Genomic DNA, 16327 nt, shown 5'->3' with positions numbered 1-16327 from the left:
CTCACTCCTTTGCCAAAGTTGTCCAAATCCCATTATACATGGGATTCGGATACTTTGCGCGTCTTTTCTGCGCGTTCACGTTCGCTTTTGTTCAGTATTTTTTTGCGCAGCCGTACTGAAGACGGTGTAATTTCGCAATACTCATCATCATTCAAATACTCTAAAGCTTGTTCCAAAGAGAATAGAACCGGCGTTTTCATCTTGACAGTATCGTCCTTCGTTGCGGAGCGAACGTTCGTCAACGCCTTCTCTTTACAAATATTTACGACGATATCGTTGTCGCGGTTATGCTCACCGACGATCATACCTTCGTAAATTTCCGTACCTGGGTTTACGAACAACGTACCGCGATCTTCAACGGACATAATGCCGTACAGTGTAGAGGATCCTGTTTCTGTCGATACGAGAACGCCTTGGTGGCGTCCGCCAACTTGGCCGCCAACATATGGGCCATAGCTGTCAAACGCGTGGTTCATGATGCCGTATCCGCGTGTAAGAGTCAAGAAGTACGTGCTGTATCCGATAAGTCCACGGGCAGGGATTAAGAACTCCAAACGCACTTGGCCATTGCCATGGTTAATCATGTTGACCATTTCTGCTTTTCTCGTTCCCAAGCTTTCCATTACCGGACCTGTAGCTTCTTCTGGAATGTCGATCAAGAGACGCTCAATCGGCTCCATTTTCTTGCCGTCTATGACTTTGATGATAACCTCAGGCTTCGATACTTGCAGCTCGTATCCTTCCCGACGCATGTTCTCGATCAGGATACTAAGGTGCAATTCACCACGACCCGATACGATAAATGCATCCGGGCTGTCTGTTTCTTCAACACGAAGACTGACGTCTGTCTCCAGCTCCTTCATCAAGCGCTCGCGCAGCTTACGTGATGTAACCCATTTACCTTCACGTCCTGCAAATGGGCTGTTGTTCACGAGGAATGTCATTTGCAGAGTAGGCTCGTCAATATGAAGAACCGGAAGTGCTTCTGGATTCGCCGGATCTGCAATCGTCTCACCAATGTTAATATCTTTAATGCCGGCAATGGCAATGATATCGCCCGCTCCAGCTTCTTCTTGCTCAACACGCTTCAAGCCTTGGAAACCGAATAGTTTCTCGATGCGAGCCTGCTTCGTCTTCCCTTCACGGTTAATAACCGCTACAGATTGACCTTGACGGATCGTACCACGGTTCACACGGCCAATCGCAATACGTCCCATGTACTCGTTGTAATCGAGCAAAGTAACGAGGAATTGCAATGGCTCTTCTGGATTTTCAGTTGGTGCAGGGATGTGAGAGATGATCGTCTCATACAACGCCTGCATGTTCTCTTCCTGCTTCGCAGGATCGGATTCCAAGCTCGAAGTACCGTTCAATGCTGAAGCATATACAACTGGGAAATCCAATTGATCGTCGTTCGCATCCAACTCAATGAACAGCTCAAGCACTTCGTCGATAACTTCTTCCGGACGAGCATTCGGACGGTCGATTTTGTTTACAACAACAATTGGCGTCAATTGACTCTCAAGCGCTTTGCGAAGCACGAACTTCGTTTGCGGCATGCAGCCTTCAAAAGCATCCACGACGAGCAATACGCCGTCAACCATTTTCATGATGCGTTCTACCTCACCGCCGAAGTCAGCGTGGCCTGGTGTATCTACAATGTTAATCAAATTATCTTTGTACGTAATGGCTGTATTTTTAGCCAGGATCGTAATTCCGCGTTCACGCTCCAAGTCATTGGAGTCCATTGCGCGTTCTTGAACAACTTCATGCTCACGGAATGTACCGGATTGTTGAAGCAGTTTGTCAACCAAAGTTGTTTTCCCGTGGTCAACGTGTGCGATAATTGCGATATTGCGAAGTAAGCTTCTGTCTTGCATCGTTAAATCTTTCCTTTCTGGGTGTGGAATAATACCAAAAATCCAAATCAAGCTAACCACGAATAAAGCCGCCATAAAGGGCGGCATTTATTCCTACGATAGGTCATTCTAAGCATTTGCGCTTGCTCAGAACTTTACGCTTACATGTTCGCCTGTTGTGCTGCAATTAACGGAATCGATTCCGTATTCCGCCAAAAGCGAGTCCTGCTCCGACAAGTATAAGTGCAACGGCGATCATATACGTACCGATTGCGAATACGAGCATCAGGATTAACATGGCTGCACCAACTCCACTGAACAGCAGTGCGCCTTGCCATGCTCCTCTCGGATGATAGGGATCGTATTTATAGTAGCCGTACAGCCCCACACCGATGCCAATCAGCAGCATCGGCCACAAATACCCGAACAGTCTCCAATGGATCCAGGAGCTCAGCATGAACAGGATGCCGTAAGTTGTCAGCATACCTGCTGGAACCATCATTACAGGCGGCAGGATTGCCATTCGTGCAAACACATAAAAGGCAATACCGACAAGGAACATGAGGAGCGGCCACATCGTACCGCCGATGAAAGCAAACACTCCCATTTTCCCCAGCAAAATGAATAAGCCTGCGGCCAATATAGCAATGCCAATCACTTGTTGGTTTCTAGGCATAGGTCAACCTCCATGTCCAGATTTCTGATTCGGACACGATATGACGCAATTCGCGTCGTTTTTTACTTTTTCTAGTGTATATGAAAGTTCGTAAAATTACTACCTGCTCCTTGAAAAAAACACAATAGCGATAAATTCCCTTACCAAAGACTCCTGAGACTTCCATCTTCTTGACTAATTATAGAAAAAACCTGCCGGCATAAGATTCATCGGCAGGTGTCGTATCTAATCCTACGATACATGGCAAAGACTGAAATTAATAACGGATTTGACGTCGAAATGCAAATCCGAGCACCACCACAAGTGCAAGCACAATCCATGGCAACCCAAAATGAAGCTTATTCCACATTGCAGGCAGCCACAGCGCCAAGCGTTCATCCGAGGCGATCATTTCACCTGCTGTATATCCAAGAATGCCTGCGCCCGCATACAAAAGCAGAGGCAATTTCTGAAGCCACGAACTAATGAAACCGCTGCCCCATACAATAATCGGGATGCTCAGTGCAATGCCGATTGCGACAAATGCCATATTGCCCTTAGCTACCGCTGCAATTGCAAGCACATTATCGAGACTCATGACTACATCAGCTAACAGAATAATTCGCACTGCAGCCCATAAGGAATGTGCTTCGCTCTGCCTTGGATCTATATGCTCTTGCTCAGCAAGAAGCTGGACAGCAATGACGAAGAGCATGACTCCCCCTGCTGCCTTCAATAACGGAATATTCATTAACCATAATGCCGCCACTGTCAGCAATACCCGAAGAATGACCGCTCCTGCTGCGCCCCACCATATGGCTTGCTGCTGTTCATGCTTAGGCAAGCGTCTGCTTGTCATCGCAATGACAACCGCATTGTCTCCACTCAGCACCAAGTTAATCAACATAATCTCGGCTAACAACCAGAACGATTCCACAGCCCGTCCCTCCTCTGTAGTTAGGTCTATGACAGAGGAGGCCAAGCTATTCCGTTAATTGAAAGCCTGGTGCTGGACAATTCAAATCAACGATTAGAACCAATCGCCTGTAGCAGGTGCTGCCTGCTCACCAGATTCATTTGCCTTCTTCACAACCGAAGCAGGCTCATTCGAGCTTACTGCCTTGTCTTTGTCCTTGCCTGACAATACGATTGCATCGTCCGGGGTTCCCCCTGCCTTCAGCAAGATCGCTTCTGTGCCTTCTACAGCGGCTTTAATCAGATCATCCAGCTCTGGAATAGAGCGTTCCGCATGCTCAACAATATTCAAATTCGGATTGGTAGCCGGAGATTTCGGCACGAATAGCGTGCAGCAATCTTCATAGGGAAGAATGGACAACTCATAAGTCCCGATATATTCCGCTTCGCGGATAATTTTATCTTTATCAACCGTAACCAATGGGCGAAGCAATGGCAAATCAGTTGCGCGTCCAATGACATTCATGCTTCCGAGCGTCTGGCTTGCTACTTGACCCAAGCTATCCCCGGTTACAATCGCCAATGCATTGCGCTGCTCTGCAATTTGTGTGGCAATTCGCAGCATCGCACGGCGCATTAGCGTAATGAGCAGATTATCGTGTCCGCTCTGATGCAGCCGGGTTTGGATATCTGTAAATGGAACCATGTGCACCCGCATCCGTCCTGCATAATTGGCCAACACCTGCGCAAGATCAAGCACCTTCCGCTGTGCGCGCTCACTCGTGAACGGATAGCTGTGGAAATGTATTGCATCCAGTTGCAGACCTTTGCGCAAAGCTTCATAACCAGCAACCGGGCTGTCAATGCCTCCAGATAGAAGCAGAACCCCGCGGCCATTCGAAGCAAGCGGGAATCCTCCAGCACCTTGAACGACCTCACTATATACATAGGTCCACTCTTCTCTCACTTCAACGCGCAGGTCAATGGCCGGCTTGCGCACATCTACCTTCAGCTGTTCAAATTCTCGCAGCACAGGAGCACTTACCAGGTGATTCATTTCCTGGCTGCCGTGCGGGAACCCTTTCCATGCTCGCTTCGCAGACACCTTAAATGTCGTCCCCTCAGCCGGATCCATTTCCCGCATTAATTGAACCGCCGTTTCAATGATAGGCTCCAGCTCAGAAAGAGTACGCTTAACCGGACTAATAGATACGACTCCGAATACGTGCTTGAGAACCTGAATAACTTCATTCAAGGGCTCTCCATTCAGCTCTACGTATAATCTGCCATATTCTTTAATTACTTTTGCCTTTGGAAAAGGACTAAGCACCGCATTCACGTGCTGGTAGGCTGCCTTTTCGAATTTACTGCGGTTCTTGCCTTTAATTGTGATTTCTCCGTAGCGGAGAAGAATCATATCGTAATCCATAATAGTTTCGATCCTGCCTTTCGCTTGCTTGTAATCCATTTATCCATTATCGCTGCACAAGAGGCTGCAATTGTTCCGTCATTTCCTTAAAGCTTTTCACCAAGCGATCAATTTCCATCTCTGTATTGCTCGCATCAAGACTGATGCGAATACCGCTTGAGGCCCTCTTTGAGTCATGCGTCATCGCGAGAAGAACACGGCTCGGTTTGTGCAGCTTCGATGAGCATGCCGATTGGGTAGATACAATAATTCCTCTTTGTTCGAGTGCATGCACCACGACTTCTGATTTCATACCTGGGAAAGATATATTAATGATATGAGGCGCGCTGTATGGGTCAGCAGGACTGTTTACAACCAGCGGCTTCAACTGAGACAAATGCTCAAGTACAGATTGGCGCAGGCGCGTCAGCTTATTATATCGCTCGGCTTGCCCCTCAACCGCAAGCCTAACCGCCTTGGCAAGACCAACAATAGCAGGTACATTTTCTGTTCCCGGACGAAGCTCTCCCTCTTGAGCGCCACCATACATAAGGGGCTGCAACATAATATGCTTACGTTTAACAAGCACGCCAGCTCCCCGCGGCCCTTGAATTTTGTGACCAGACAGACTATACAAGTCTACACCCCATTCAGCAAGTCGGACCGGAACCTTTCCTAAGCCCTGCACCCCGTCTACATGAAAGGTTACCTTGGGATAGCGGCGAAGAATTTGCCCAATTTCACCGACAGGCTGAATTGCCCCCATTTCATTGTTGACGTGCATAATGCTAACCAATACCGTATGAGGCCGGATGGCTGCTTCGACATCTTCAGGACGGACTCGGCCATTTGTATCCACAGGAAGATATGTTACCTCAACCCCCTCCTGTTCCAATTGTTGAACACATTTATATACCGAAGCATGCTCAATTTCAGATACGATTATATGGACAGGCTTGCCCGCAGCTTGGTGAGTCTTCGCAATCCCGAATATGGCGAGATTGTTGCTTTCTGTTGCTCCTGAAGTGAACAGAATCTCTTCGGGCTCTACCTGCAAGGCACGTGCTACAACCTCTCGCGCACGACGCAACAGCTGTTCAGCCTGTCCCCCAGCACCATGAATGGATGAAGGGTTGGCATACACTTGCTCCATAACCTCCGCAACCGTCCGGATCACATCCGGATGGGGAGGAGTAGATGCACAGTGATCGAAATACAACTGAGTTGTGCTCATCACATTCCCTCCTCGTGACAACAAAAAAGATCAAAATTGGAACAGGACGCAACCAACCCCGCTTCCCTTCCGCTGTTGATCTCAATTACGAAATAAGATGTTACTTATTTTACACGTTTCGTCATAAAAGCACCATCCCTTTTCCCTTGATCACTCTGACCAGCAAGGATTTGGTTCGTGCTTCATATAGAAAAAGCCTGATCCGGGACGAATGACCGGTTCAAGCTTGATGATAACACTATGATGACATCGCTATAAATTGGACTAAGATAGCCAATAATCCAGCAACTGCCGCAAATATTCCGGATGAACGGCTTCCCTGCAAATAGGCTAGCACGCCTAGAGCAGCACCTCCAACCCCCATAGGGATCGGAAACAAAAAGAAGGCGCAAATGGAGAAGATTACGGCCAGCATGCCAATTCCCGACCAATGGTCGATCTTAGAGTGCTGGGTCGCGAAGCGAAGGGTATCCGAGAAGGTAGCCGCTTCCTCCCCAAACTCAACATCTTGCTGCTGTTGCTGCTGCTTTTCTGCATTGCTCACGGCATGTTTCCTAACCCGATGCCGCTTCAAACGGCGTGATTGACGCGCTTTGTTAGTTGACATCACACCACACTCCTAGCTCCCTGTACGAGATCATTTCGGCTCGAACGTCTGGCAGCATGTGGAAGAAGACTTAGCTGCTTTATCCTTATGATCTTCAATGAACGTTTCGTCAGCAAATTCTGAATTCGCCTTCACATTGGCATGAGCATCAATGTCAATCATAATCTCCGAAGCTTGACAGCGGAAATCCCCCCAAAATTTACAGTTGGATACACTGCAGCGAACTACCGGCTTTTCACTCATTTCCATCACCTCCGTTTAACAGGATGCCCTGTTGATGATGTCATATCCGGCCCTACTCCTGCCATGTTCTAACGAAAAAGGACGCTCCGTGGCATTTACGGAACGTCCTCTTTTTTCTTATTTGGGATAAAATGCAACAAACGATCAGCGGAATTACTTCGTTCTTTGCATGCGGCGCTGGGTTAAATAATCGCTTTCATAATAAGTTAGCTCATCGCGAAGCTCTTCAAAGATCTTAACGATGGACAGGACGATATCTCGTGCTGCTCTAACTGGCTTTTTCCGGAAGCGGATCGCATCCTGACCAGTGTACGCATAGCGTCCATCCTCGGAATAGCACTCATTCTTCGGGTAAAAGAAGGCATTCACGCAGTGATGGTACACTTCGTACAAGCAGCGCTCCGAAAATGCAGTATCGAAGGTTGCTCTTCTTAATGCAACGCCTAGTCTTTCATAGCTCTCCTCCGCAAATACAAGCAAATGTCTCATATCCGTCAGGAATCCTTTATAGAAGCTAACCGTCTCCTCATCTTCATTCCCTTGAACAAGCGCAGTTAGCGAATACTCATTTAAAAATGCTTCAAGCTTATCGATAGCTTCCTTCAAATTGTCCTTAGAAACCTCACATAGATGCTTTACATTGGATGCTGGCATGAAAGCTCCCCCTTACCCCATTTGTCCATTCGACATTTCAAAATATCTTGCATCCGATTTGGAATCATTTTCATTTCCCCTCCATCCTACCACAATCCGATCATGATGGGTATCATTTTCCGCCTCGCTCCGAATAAATTCGTACCCTGATTCTCAACCTATAACCAAGTCTGTTCACGTCACGATATCTCCAGCTTGCTGGGTCACGATATCACGAGGAAGGACGCGGAGATAGGAACGCTTAGAGGAGGAAAGTTGGAATGCAGCGACGATATGTAGTTGGAATAGTTGCTCTTTGTGCAGCCGTACTTGTAATTCCATTATTGTGGGCGCCTGATCGTCATCCCGAGCCGAAAGGAATGACAACTGCCGCGCACGAGGAGAGCATAAAAAAACAAATTCTGCATCAGGATGTTACCCGTACAAGCCGCATGTTCGCCATTGATTCCAGACGCGATCTGGAAGATGCCCTTGCTAATTGGAGAAATGGGACTTCAGCTCAAAAACAAGAAACCGTTCAGCAATTTATGAAATCCCATCCCCATTTTGTGTATATGAAGTGGGTAGAGGGAGGTACGACTGCCTGGGAAAAGGGAAGCCTTCCAAAGGATGAGCGTTGGGAAGCGAATAAGCAGTTGTCCAGCTATGTTCGAACCGCCACAATGAACGTGATGAAGCAACAATCCTATACTTCTCCTGAAGTGCTTGTCAAAGGAAAAAGCCATATGGTCATCGGCATCGCCTCTCCACAGTCACAGCACGGGATTGTAGCGATTGTGAACCAAGATGTCATTCAGACAGTGCGCAAGCATCAGCAAAAAAATCTTCGGCTTGTCCCTTACCCGCCAGAATCCAAATATCGCGTAAAGTCTGTGGATTCAAATTCGATGTCAGACGTTAAGGTCAAAGACGGAGAAGATAATGCCGGCACAAGCCATTATTATGAAAACGAGATCGTCGTACGCTTTCGTTCCGACCCGGATCCCATTCAACTACAGCGAATGATGCGGGATACGGGCTGCGCGCATCCGCGCAAGCTTGGATATACGTATGTTTTCCGTTCTCACAAGATGAGCGTGGAACAGTTAAGCTCCTATTTCAAGCAATTTAACCCGATATACAGCGAACCGCATTTCCTTTATATGACAAACGAAAAACCAGTACCCGTTCCAGCAGTGCCTTCTACTCAGGCTCGACCTAAAGCTTTAAACGACACAACACAAGGGGATGCTGGCGAGGAGCCGAATGACGCCCTGTATAAGGCCTATCAATGGAACTTGCCGAATATCCATACGAACCGGGGATGGATGACGAGCAAGGGGGCAAAAGATGTTATTGTCGCAGTTGTCGATACTGGCGTTGATGCCGGTCATCGTGATTTACAAGGCAAACTGCTGAATGGCTACAACGTCTTTGATAAAAATCAGCCTCCAAAAGATGAGGTAGGTCATGGCACACATGTTGCTGGCATAATCGGCGCTCAGGTCAATAATGGCGAGGGCATTGCCGGCATGACTTGGTACAATCCGATCTTGCCGGTCAAAGCGCTGGATAATAATGGATCAGGTACATCCTATTCCGTTGCTGAGGGCATTATTTGGGCAACCGATAACGGGGCTAAGGTTATCAATTTAAGTTTGGGCAACTATGTCGACGGCGCATTTTTGCATGATGCTGTCAAATATGCCTTTGACCGCGATGTCGTGCTTATTGCTGCTACCGGCAATGATAATACGCGACGCCCTGGATACCCTGCCGCTTATCCAGAAGTATTTGCTGTGTCAGCGACAGATGCAAATCAGAAGCGTGCCTCCTTCTCCAACTACGGCAATTATGTCGATGTTGTAGCACCAGGGGAGTCCATAGCGAGCACTTATCCGAACAATCAGTATGCGGCATTGTCTGGTACTTCAATGGCTTGTCCACATGTATCTGCACTTGCTGCACTTATTCGCTCTGTCAACCCTTCGCTCAAAAATACGGAAGTGTATGATATTATGCGGCAAAGCGTCATTGATTTAGGAACACCTGGCAAAGATATCTATTATGGCTATGGCGAGATTGATGTCGCTCAGGCACTTACCCTTGCAGAACAAGGTACTACATCTTTGTCGCTGCTCCCGCAAAATATTGCTCGCGAGATCAAGCGTACAATTGCTCAATATGTACAGCATCCTTCTCCACCATCCTCCATGCTGCCTGCTTCTCAGCGGTAATCTATTGATGATATGCAGGCTGCCAATGCTTGAAGCCAACAAAATTGTATGCATGGCGACAAGAGACAATCAAAAACCCCCGCAGGGTATTCCTGCGGGGGTTACTTTATCCTTGTATAGAAGCTGTGCGTTAACATAAATACGCAAGCTATAGTTTGATACTCGAAACTTCATCCTATCCAGATCAAGTTATCGAACAAGAAAAAATGTTGCAGCTCCGGAAAGTTTGCCGTAAGCCGGGTTCTGTACTGATCGTGGTATTACGGGAGCTACCCTTCCACTACGAAGTGACAATCATCTATCTAGACCGTACATTGCTGCACGGTTCAAGCGACCAACCCAGACGCACCTCGGGCTAAGGCTGCCCTTGCGGGCATGCATCTCATTAGGTCTTGCTCCAGATGGGGTTTACCAGGAACGAAGTCACCAACGCTCCTCGTGGTCTCTTACACCACGGTTCCACCCTTGCCTGTGCTGCCGAAGCAGCCATCGGCGGTCCATTTCTGTGGCACTATCCTTCAGCTCGCGCTGACTGGACATTATCCAGCACCCTGCCCTATGGAGCCCGGACTTTCCTCTCGTGACCAAGTCACCAGCGATTGTCTGTCAAACTTTCCGTCAACATTCGTTAGTATACTAGTTTCACACAAGAAACTCAACCGTCAACTTTTACAAAAACTGAAATGGCTCGGTATTTAAGGAAGAAGCTATGAACTGTGTTGATGCACCCTTATCTGATGCCGCCTTCTGCAACCGTGCTGCGACGTCCTGTTTCATCATCTTTTCTGCATTATGCCCTGGATCGATAATAGCAAGTCCTGCTGCAAGTGCATCGTGAGCCGTATGATAATCAACATCTCCCGTTACAAGTACATCTGCCCCATGGAACAGTGCATGGTGAATATATCTAGCCCCGGAACCACCTAGAACGGCAACCTTGCGCACAGGTCGATCCAGCTCGCCAACCACACGTACATTGGATACTTCGAAGCTGGTCTTCACTTGCTCGGACAATTCACGAAGCGTTACTCCCTCTGCAAGCTTGCCCACTCTTCCCAGACCGTATTCCGTCCCTTGAATATCTACAGGATATAGATCATACGCGACTTCCTCATAAGGATGTGCCTTGAACATCGCTTGAAGCACACGGCTGCGAATCGACTTCGGTACTATTGTTTCCACGCGCACCTCTGGCACTGTTTCCAACTTGCCGGCTTGTCCGACATGCGGATTTGTGTTGTCGCCTGGCTTGAAAGTACCGAAGCCTTCACTGTTGAAGCTGCAATGACTGTAATTACCGAAATGTCCTGCACCTGCATTCAATACCGCTGCACGCACGTCCTCGGCATGTGTCTGCGGCACAAATACAACCAGCTTATGAAGCTGCTCCTGGTGTAATGTTTCAAGCACGCGCACATTGGTCAGTTGAAGACGCTCTGCCATCAAATCGTTCATTCCGCCTACAGCAACATCATAATTCGTATGGGAGATATATACCGCGATATCATGCTTAATCAGTTTTTCATACAGTCGACCTGCAGGAGTATCTGTCTGCAAATGCTTCAGTGGTCGGAAAATAATCGCATGGTGTGCGATAATAAGATTTGCCTCCTGGGCAATCGCCTCTTCGACGACCTCTTCGTTCACATCAAGAGCGACGAGCACCTTGGCCACTTCCTTATTCAGTGACCCTAATTGAAGCCCAATCCGGTCGTCTGGGACTGCCAATGACTTAGGCGCAAGCTGCTCCATCCATTGAATTATCGTTGAACCTTTCGCAAACATTCGATAATCGCCTCCAATTCCGCCTTATTCTGCATGAAAACTTCACGGCGCTGCATTGCCTCTTCACTCTCAGCCTGTTCCATTGTACGCAACACACGCTCTCGTTTTCCTACTTCGCGCTTCCACTTCTCAAAGAATACTTCTGTAGGAGCTTGTGACAACAGCGGGCCGAATTGAAGCAGCCATTCCTCAGTCAACGGCAGCCCGCACGAAAGAGTACGAGCTTCGTACAGTCGAGCATTATAAGCCTCCACTGCTTCTGCGTCTGGCTGCCGCTCCGCGAGCAGCACTTCATAAATCTTGCCGTCTTCCTCTAAAATATGCTCCTTAAGCAGATTCCAGCCTTCCTTGCGAAGCCAACGGCGAACTGTATCTTCTCCTACATTCGGTTGAAGGATGAGCCGCTTAACCCCCTCCAACTTATCAGGCTGCGCTGATAAAATACTGACAATAAGACTGCCGCCCATTCCAGCAATGGAAATACAGTCTACCTCATTAGGCTCCAAAACGGCAAGGCCATCTCCTAGCCGAACTTGAACAATATGCTCCAAGCGTGACCCCAACACTTGACGTCTTGCCGCTTCATAAGGCCCTTGATTCACTTCACCAGCAACCCCATACGAAATCTTGCCTTCCTTTGCTAAATACGATGGAAGCAGCGCATGGTCAGAACCAATATCTGCAAGCTTGCTGCCCTCAGGCACCCAATCCGCGATCCATTGTAATCGTTTGGACAGTTTGATGTTCACGTATCCACTTCACCCACTTTTTTCTAAAGTAATATCCCATGTAGAACATAATAAAAAGCTTCGTTAGCATAAATAATAAGACTTCATCGCCTGGATTTAGCTTGAGCGCAATATGTCTGCCTAACCAAGCCACCTCTGGCATATGCCAAGTGATAACAGAGGCAAGAAGCAGAGCCGCTGAAGCTGAATGAGATCGATGATGCAGTACCCAAGCCAGCCATATGAATAATAAACTCTCAGGCAGCCACAACCATTGCATATTAATCAGCGTGAGTTCGCCGCCAATGGAATCAAGGATTATCGCATAGGCAATCGCCAGCGTAAGCCAGCCAAATCCCTGTATCCCGCTTCGGCGCAGAAGCAAGCCTGTGATCAGCCACAAAAGTCCGGCTCCGATCAACCACAATGCTAAGCTCCACCATAGCATCCATTCATGTAGGATGAGTATTGCTAATGAGCCGAGTATACCGGCAGCATTGCCAAGGCATGCACATATCGCTGCTTGAAGTTTGCTTTTCTTTTCCGCATACTTTGATTTGTAAACAGCAAGCCCATAACCAAGAACGATAAAAGCGGCTACTGCCCCAATTTGCATTGGAAAGTCAAAAGCGGTAAAATAAAATCCAACAGTACAGAACAAGCCAGAAATGAAAAATAACGCCATCCATTTTACGGCAGAAGGCTGTTCAGCCAAGCTGAAACGCCTACTTCGGAAGCGGTATTTCCGGATTTTTCAGGTGCTATCGTTTCTTCTGGCAGCTGGTACAATCGAGCAAGGAACTCGCAATAACGTTCCGGCAATAGTCGATTTTCCCGCCAGCGGGCAATCTCGTGTGACATCCATTGTCGCTGCTTCTGATCCATGCGGCTTGTCACGCCTCCCGTAATTGATGCCTTCATGGCAACAAAAGACCTTCCCCACGCATACGCGCACAAGAAGGTCTCGTCGTTAGCCACTATTCAAGAAAATCTTTCAGTCGCTTGCTGCGGCTTGGATGACGCAATTTACGAAGTGCTTTCGCTTCAATTTGGCGAATCCGTTCGCGTGTGACTCCGAATACTTTACCTACCTCTTCCAAGGTACGTGTACGGCCGTCATCGAGACCAAAGCGCAAACGAAGCACATTCTCTTCACGTTCTGTCAATGTGTCAAGCACATCCTCCAGTTGCTCCTTCAACAGCTCATACGCTGCTGCATCAGCAGGTGCCAGTGCTTCTTGATCCTCAATGAAATCTCCCAAGTGAGAATCGTCTTCTTCCCCAATTGGCGTTTCCAACGATACCGGTTCCTGGGCAATCTTCATAATTTCGCGTACTTTCTCAACACTGAGTTCCATCTCAGCCGCAATTTCTTCCGGCGTTGGTTCGCGCCCAAGCTCTTGAAGCAGTTGACGGGATACACGAACCAATTTATTAATTGTCTCTACCATGTGAACCGGTATACGAATTGTGCGTGCCTGATCGGCAATCGCTCTCGTAATCGCTTGACGGATCCACCAAGTAGCATACGTACTAAATTTGTATCCTTTGCTGTGATCGAATTTCTCAACAGCCTTGATCAAACCCATATTGCCTTCTTGAATCAAATCAAGGAAGAGCATCCCACGTCCTACATAACGCTTCGCAATGCTGACCACGAGTCGCAAATTCGCTTCTGTCAAGCGCTTCTTCGCTTCTTCGTCCCCCTGCTCGATTCGCTTCGCAAGTTCGATCTCTTCTTCTGCCGACAAGAGCGGAACACGGCCGATCTCTTTTAAGTACATCCGAACCGGGTCATTAATTTTAATCCCCGGTGGCAGCGATAAGTCATCATCGAAATGGAAATCGTCGTGATCCCCACTCTCCCGATCACCACTATTGCGATTGCCCATTCCATCTTCCGTTTCATTTACCACTTCAATACCCAAATCAGATAGCTGCTCGTAGAACTCATCCATCTGCTCCGGGTCTTGATCGAACGTCGATAACTTTTCAGTAATATCTTTATAGCTAAGCGAACCGCGCTTTTTACCGAGCTCAATCAATTGATCCTTCACATGTTCTAACGCTGCTTCGGCATCTAGTCCAGTATGTTGATCATTCGCCATTTTCCGACTCCCTCCTCCCTAGAAACTTCTGCTTACTACCGCTTCAGTTGTTGCTCTAGGGCTATAATTTCTTGTGCAATTTGCGCGGCACGCAATATGTCTCCTGTACGCTCCGCCTGCACCATTTCTTCCTTTTTACGCTCAATTTCACGATGCCGAGGCACTTTCAAGATTTGACCAATATAATCGTCTAATAGGGCGGTGTCATATCGCAGCGGCACTTCGGCCATTGATATGGATGCAGCCGTCTTCTCTAGTCGGTCATCCTGCAGAGTTGCCAAATAACAACTGAAATCAGGCTCCTTGCCTTGCGCGTAATAAGCATATAGATAAGCGGCAAGAGCCGCATGATCATCTACATTGAATTGCTCGCCAAGATTCCGCTCCACATAGTTGGAAACTTCGACATCCTGGAACATCAGCGCCAGCAAGCTGCGTTCTGCATATACGTATGCTGGACGCAACACGGGCGGGGAGATAACTTGCTTATCATTCCTAACATTATTCCACCAATTGTCTTGATTATCCCCGTTTTCGTTCTTTTTTTGCAGCTTTTGGCGGATATTCGCACATTCTTGCTTCAAAGAAGCGATCGCAGAATCCCCTGATAATTCAAGCAGTGAAGCAATCTCCTTCAAGTGCATCTCCCGTTCAACAGGTGATTCAACCTTCGCCACAACACGCAGCGCAGCATCTTTGAATCGTCGTTTGCCATCATCTTCTAGCAGTATATGATTTCGACGTAAAGATATAAGCTTGAATTTGGTTGGAGTAACGGCCGATGCAATGATCGCATGCCTAAACCGCTCTGCGCCATGCGCTTTGATGAATTCATCAGGATCCATTCGATCAGGCAGCATGGCAACGGCTACATGCAAGCCGCTTCCCTCTAACAATGCTATGGATTTCATTGCAGCTGCTTGTCCAGCATCATCGCCGTCATAGCATAACGTAACGCTGTCTCCGAGTTGCTTCAGCAATTGAACATGATCGGAGGTCAACGCAGTACCCATGGTAGCAACGCCATTCATCACTTGAGCTTCCCAAGCCTGTATGACATCTGCAAAACCTTCAAACAGAACAATTTCACCAGTGCGCTTAATATGCGGTCTTGCCTGATGCACATTGTACAGCAGCTTGGATTTGTTGAATAGCATCGTTTCCGGCGAGTTCAAATACTTCGGCTGACTTCCGTCAAGCACCCTTCCTGCAAATCCTACTATGCGTCCCCGGCGATCCCATATCGGGAACATGACCCGGTTACGGAAACGATCGACATACCCTTCTCCATTCGTTCTAGCCGATACGATACCGCCCTTCTCCACCAGAGCAAGGTCGAACTGCCGTTTCGTAAGAAACTTCACGATCATATCCCAATTTGGCGGTGCGTATCCAATCTGAAACTGTTCGATAAGCTTGTCGTTAAAGCCGCGTTCACGCAAATAGCGAAGCGCTTCCTGACCTTCCGTTGTGTTCATTAATATATAATGATACATTTTCGCAGTCAGCTCATGTGCTTCAATCAGCCGATCCTTCGCTTCATTCCGTGGATTGCGTTCAGCATACGAGTCGCCGCTTCCCCATGTAACAGGAATGCCCGCTAACTCGGCGAGATGCGTAATGGCTTCCGGATACGAGTATCCTTCCAGCCCCATTACAAATTGAATAGCCGTCCCGCTCTTTCCGCAACCGTAACAATGGAAAATTTGCTTCTCCGGCGTGACCGTGAACGATGGTGTCTTCTCCGAATGAAAGGGACAAAGCCCCTTCAAATATTTACCGTGCTTCGATAAATGGACATATTGTCCAACTATATCGACGATATCGTTGCGCTTTAATACTTCATCGCGAACTTCATCAGGAATCAGTCCATATCCGTTCATCGCTCAATCACCTTCATCTGAACACGTATTAC

The 16327-nt window shown here is 47.8% G+C and carries 15 protein-coding genes and 1 other RNA gene; 1 reads left to right on the top strand and 15 read right to left on the bottom strand.

Annotated features, from left to right (window positions below; translation table 11 throughout):
• Positions 1–32: 32 nt before the first annotated feature.
• The 8 genes from typA to NO352_RS04210 all read right to left on the bottom strand — a co-directional run bounded on the left by typA (position 33) and on the right by NO352_RS04210 (position 7575).
• Positions 33–1880 carry a translational GTPase TypA gene (typA, locus tag NO352_RS04245; protein WP_262867009.1) on the bottom strand — a complete coding sequence of 616 codons (1848 nt, stop codon included), beginning with the start codon at positions 1878–1880 and terminating at the stop codon, positions 33–35.
• 166 nt (positions 1881–2046) lie between these two features.
• Entirely contained in the window at positions 2047–2535 is a 489-nt protein-coding gene (locus NO352_RS04240; RefSeq protein ID WP_005548024.1) for a hypothetical protein, read from the bottom strand.
• Between the two features lie 256 nt (positions 2536–2791).
• Positions 2792–3451 (bottom strand): TerC family protein, encoded by a 660-nt coding sequence (locus NO352_RS04235; protein WP_289354969.1) that lies wholly within the window; start codon positions 3449–3451, stop codon positions 2792–2794.
• A gap of 93 nt (positions 3452–3544) precedes the next feature.
• Complete coding sequence (gene thiI / locus NO352_RS04230; protein WP_289354968.1) at positions 3545–4858, bottom strand: tRNA uracil 4-sulfurtransferase ThiI; 1314 nt, start codon at positions 4856–4858, stop codon at positions 3545–3547.
• 46 nt (positions 4859–4904) lie between these two features.
• The gene (locus NO352_RS04225) at positions 4905–6071 is read right to left on the bottom strand and encodes a cysteine desulfurase family protein (RefSeq protein ID WP_268622539.1); all 1167 of its coding nucleotides are present in this window, start codon (positions 6069–6071) and stop codon (positions 4905–4907) included.
• Positions 6072–6309: 238 nt separating this feature from the next.
• Complete coding sequence (locus tag NO352_RS04220) at positions 6310–6678, bottom strand: hypothetical protein (protein ID WP_268622538.1); 369 nt, start codon at positions 6676–6678, stop codon at positions 6310–6312.
• A gap of 30 nt (positions 6679–6708) precedes the next feature.
• Complete coding sequence (locus NO352_RS04215) at positions 6709–6921, bottom strand: DUF1540 domain-containing protein (protein WP_005548016.1); 213 nt, start codon at positions 6919–6921, stop codon at positions 6709–6711.
• 153 nt (positions 6922–7074) lie between these two features.
• The gene (locus NO352_RS04210) at positions 7075–7575 is read right to left on the bottom strand and encodes a YpuI family protein (protein ID WP_289354967.1); all 501 of its coding nucleotides are present in this window, start codon (positions 7573–7575) and stop codon (positions 7075–7077) included.
• Between the two features lie 260 nt (positions 7576–7835).
• Here NO352_RS04210 and NO352_RS04205 point away from each other — a divergent pair, with 260 nt between their 5' ends.
• On the top strand, positions 7836–9791 hold the full coding sequence (locus tag NO352_RS04205; RefSeq protein ID WP_268622537.1) for a S8 family peptidase: 1956 nt from the start codon (positions 7836–7838) through the stop codon (positions 9789–9791).
• Between the two features lie 217 nt (positions 9792–10008).
• On the opposite strand, the gene rnpB is transcribed toward NO352_RS04205, so the two are convergent.
• From rnpB to dnaG, 7 genes are all read right to left on the bottom strand, one after another.
• Positions 10009–10406: RNase P RNA component class A (gene rnpB / locus NO352_RS04200), an RNA gene on the bottom strand.
• 54 nt (positions 10407–10460) lie between these two features.
• A complete protein-coding gene (locus NO352_RS04195) occupies positions 10461–11576 on the bottom strand; it encodes a Nif3-like dinuclear metal center hexameric protein (protein ID WP_289354966.1) in 1116 nt (371 codons plus the stop codon).
• Positions 11552–12325: a tRNA (adenine(22)-N(1))-methyltransferase gene (locus NO352_RS04190; protein WP_040736004.1), complete on the bottom strand. Its 774-nt coding sequence runs from the start codon at positions 12323–12325 to the stop codon at positions 11552–11554. The genes NO352_RS04195 and NO352_RS04190 overlap by 25 nt, the downstream gene beginning before the upstream one ends.
• Positions 12273–13019, bottom strand: a complete 747-nt coding sequence (locus tag NO352_RS04185; protein WP_289354965.1) for a hypothetical protein — start codon at positions 13017–13019, stop codon at positions 12273–12275. The genes NO352_RS04190 and NO352_RS04185 overlap by 53 nt, the downstream gene beginning before the upstream one ends.
• Positions 12995–13225 (bottom strand): hypothetical protein, encoded by a 231-nt coding sequence (locus NO352_RS04180; protein ID WP_289354964.1) that lies wholly within the window; start codon positions 13223–13225, stop codon positions 12995–12997. Before NO352_RS04180 ends, NO352_RS04185 begins: the two co-directional genes overlap by 25 nt.
• A 56-nt stretch (positions 13226–13281) precedes the next feature.
• Positions 13282–14412 carry an RNA polymerase sigma factor RpoD gene (gene rpoD / locus NO352_RS04175; RefSeq protein ID WP_005548004.1) on the bottom strand — a complete coding sequence of 377 codons (1131 nt, stop codon included), beginning with the start codon at positions 14410–14412 and terminating at the stop codon, positions 13282–13284.
• A gap of 35 nt (positions 14413–14447) precedes the next feature.
• On the bottom strand, positions 14448–16295 hold the full coding sequence (dnaG, locus tag NO352_RS04170; RefSeq protein ID WP_163975845.1) for a DNA primase: 1848 nt from the start codon (positions 16293–16295) through the stop codon (positions 14448–14450).
• Positions 16296–16327: the final 32 nt, after the last annotated feature.

It is taken from the genome of Paenibacillus sp. S-12, assembly GCF_030363895.1.
In the GTDB taxonomy this organism is placed as follows: Bacteria; Bacillota; Bacilli; order Paenibacillales; family Paenibacillaceae; genus Paenibacillus_B; species Paenibacillus_B alvei.
This window is presented reverse-complemented; position numbering and strand designations above follow the sequence as displayed.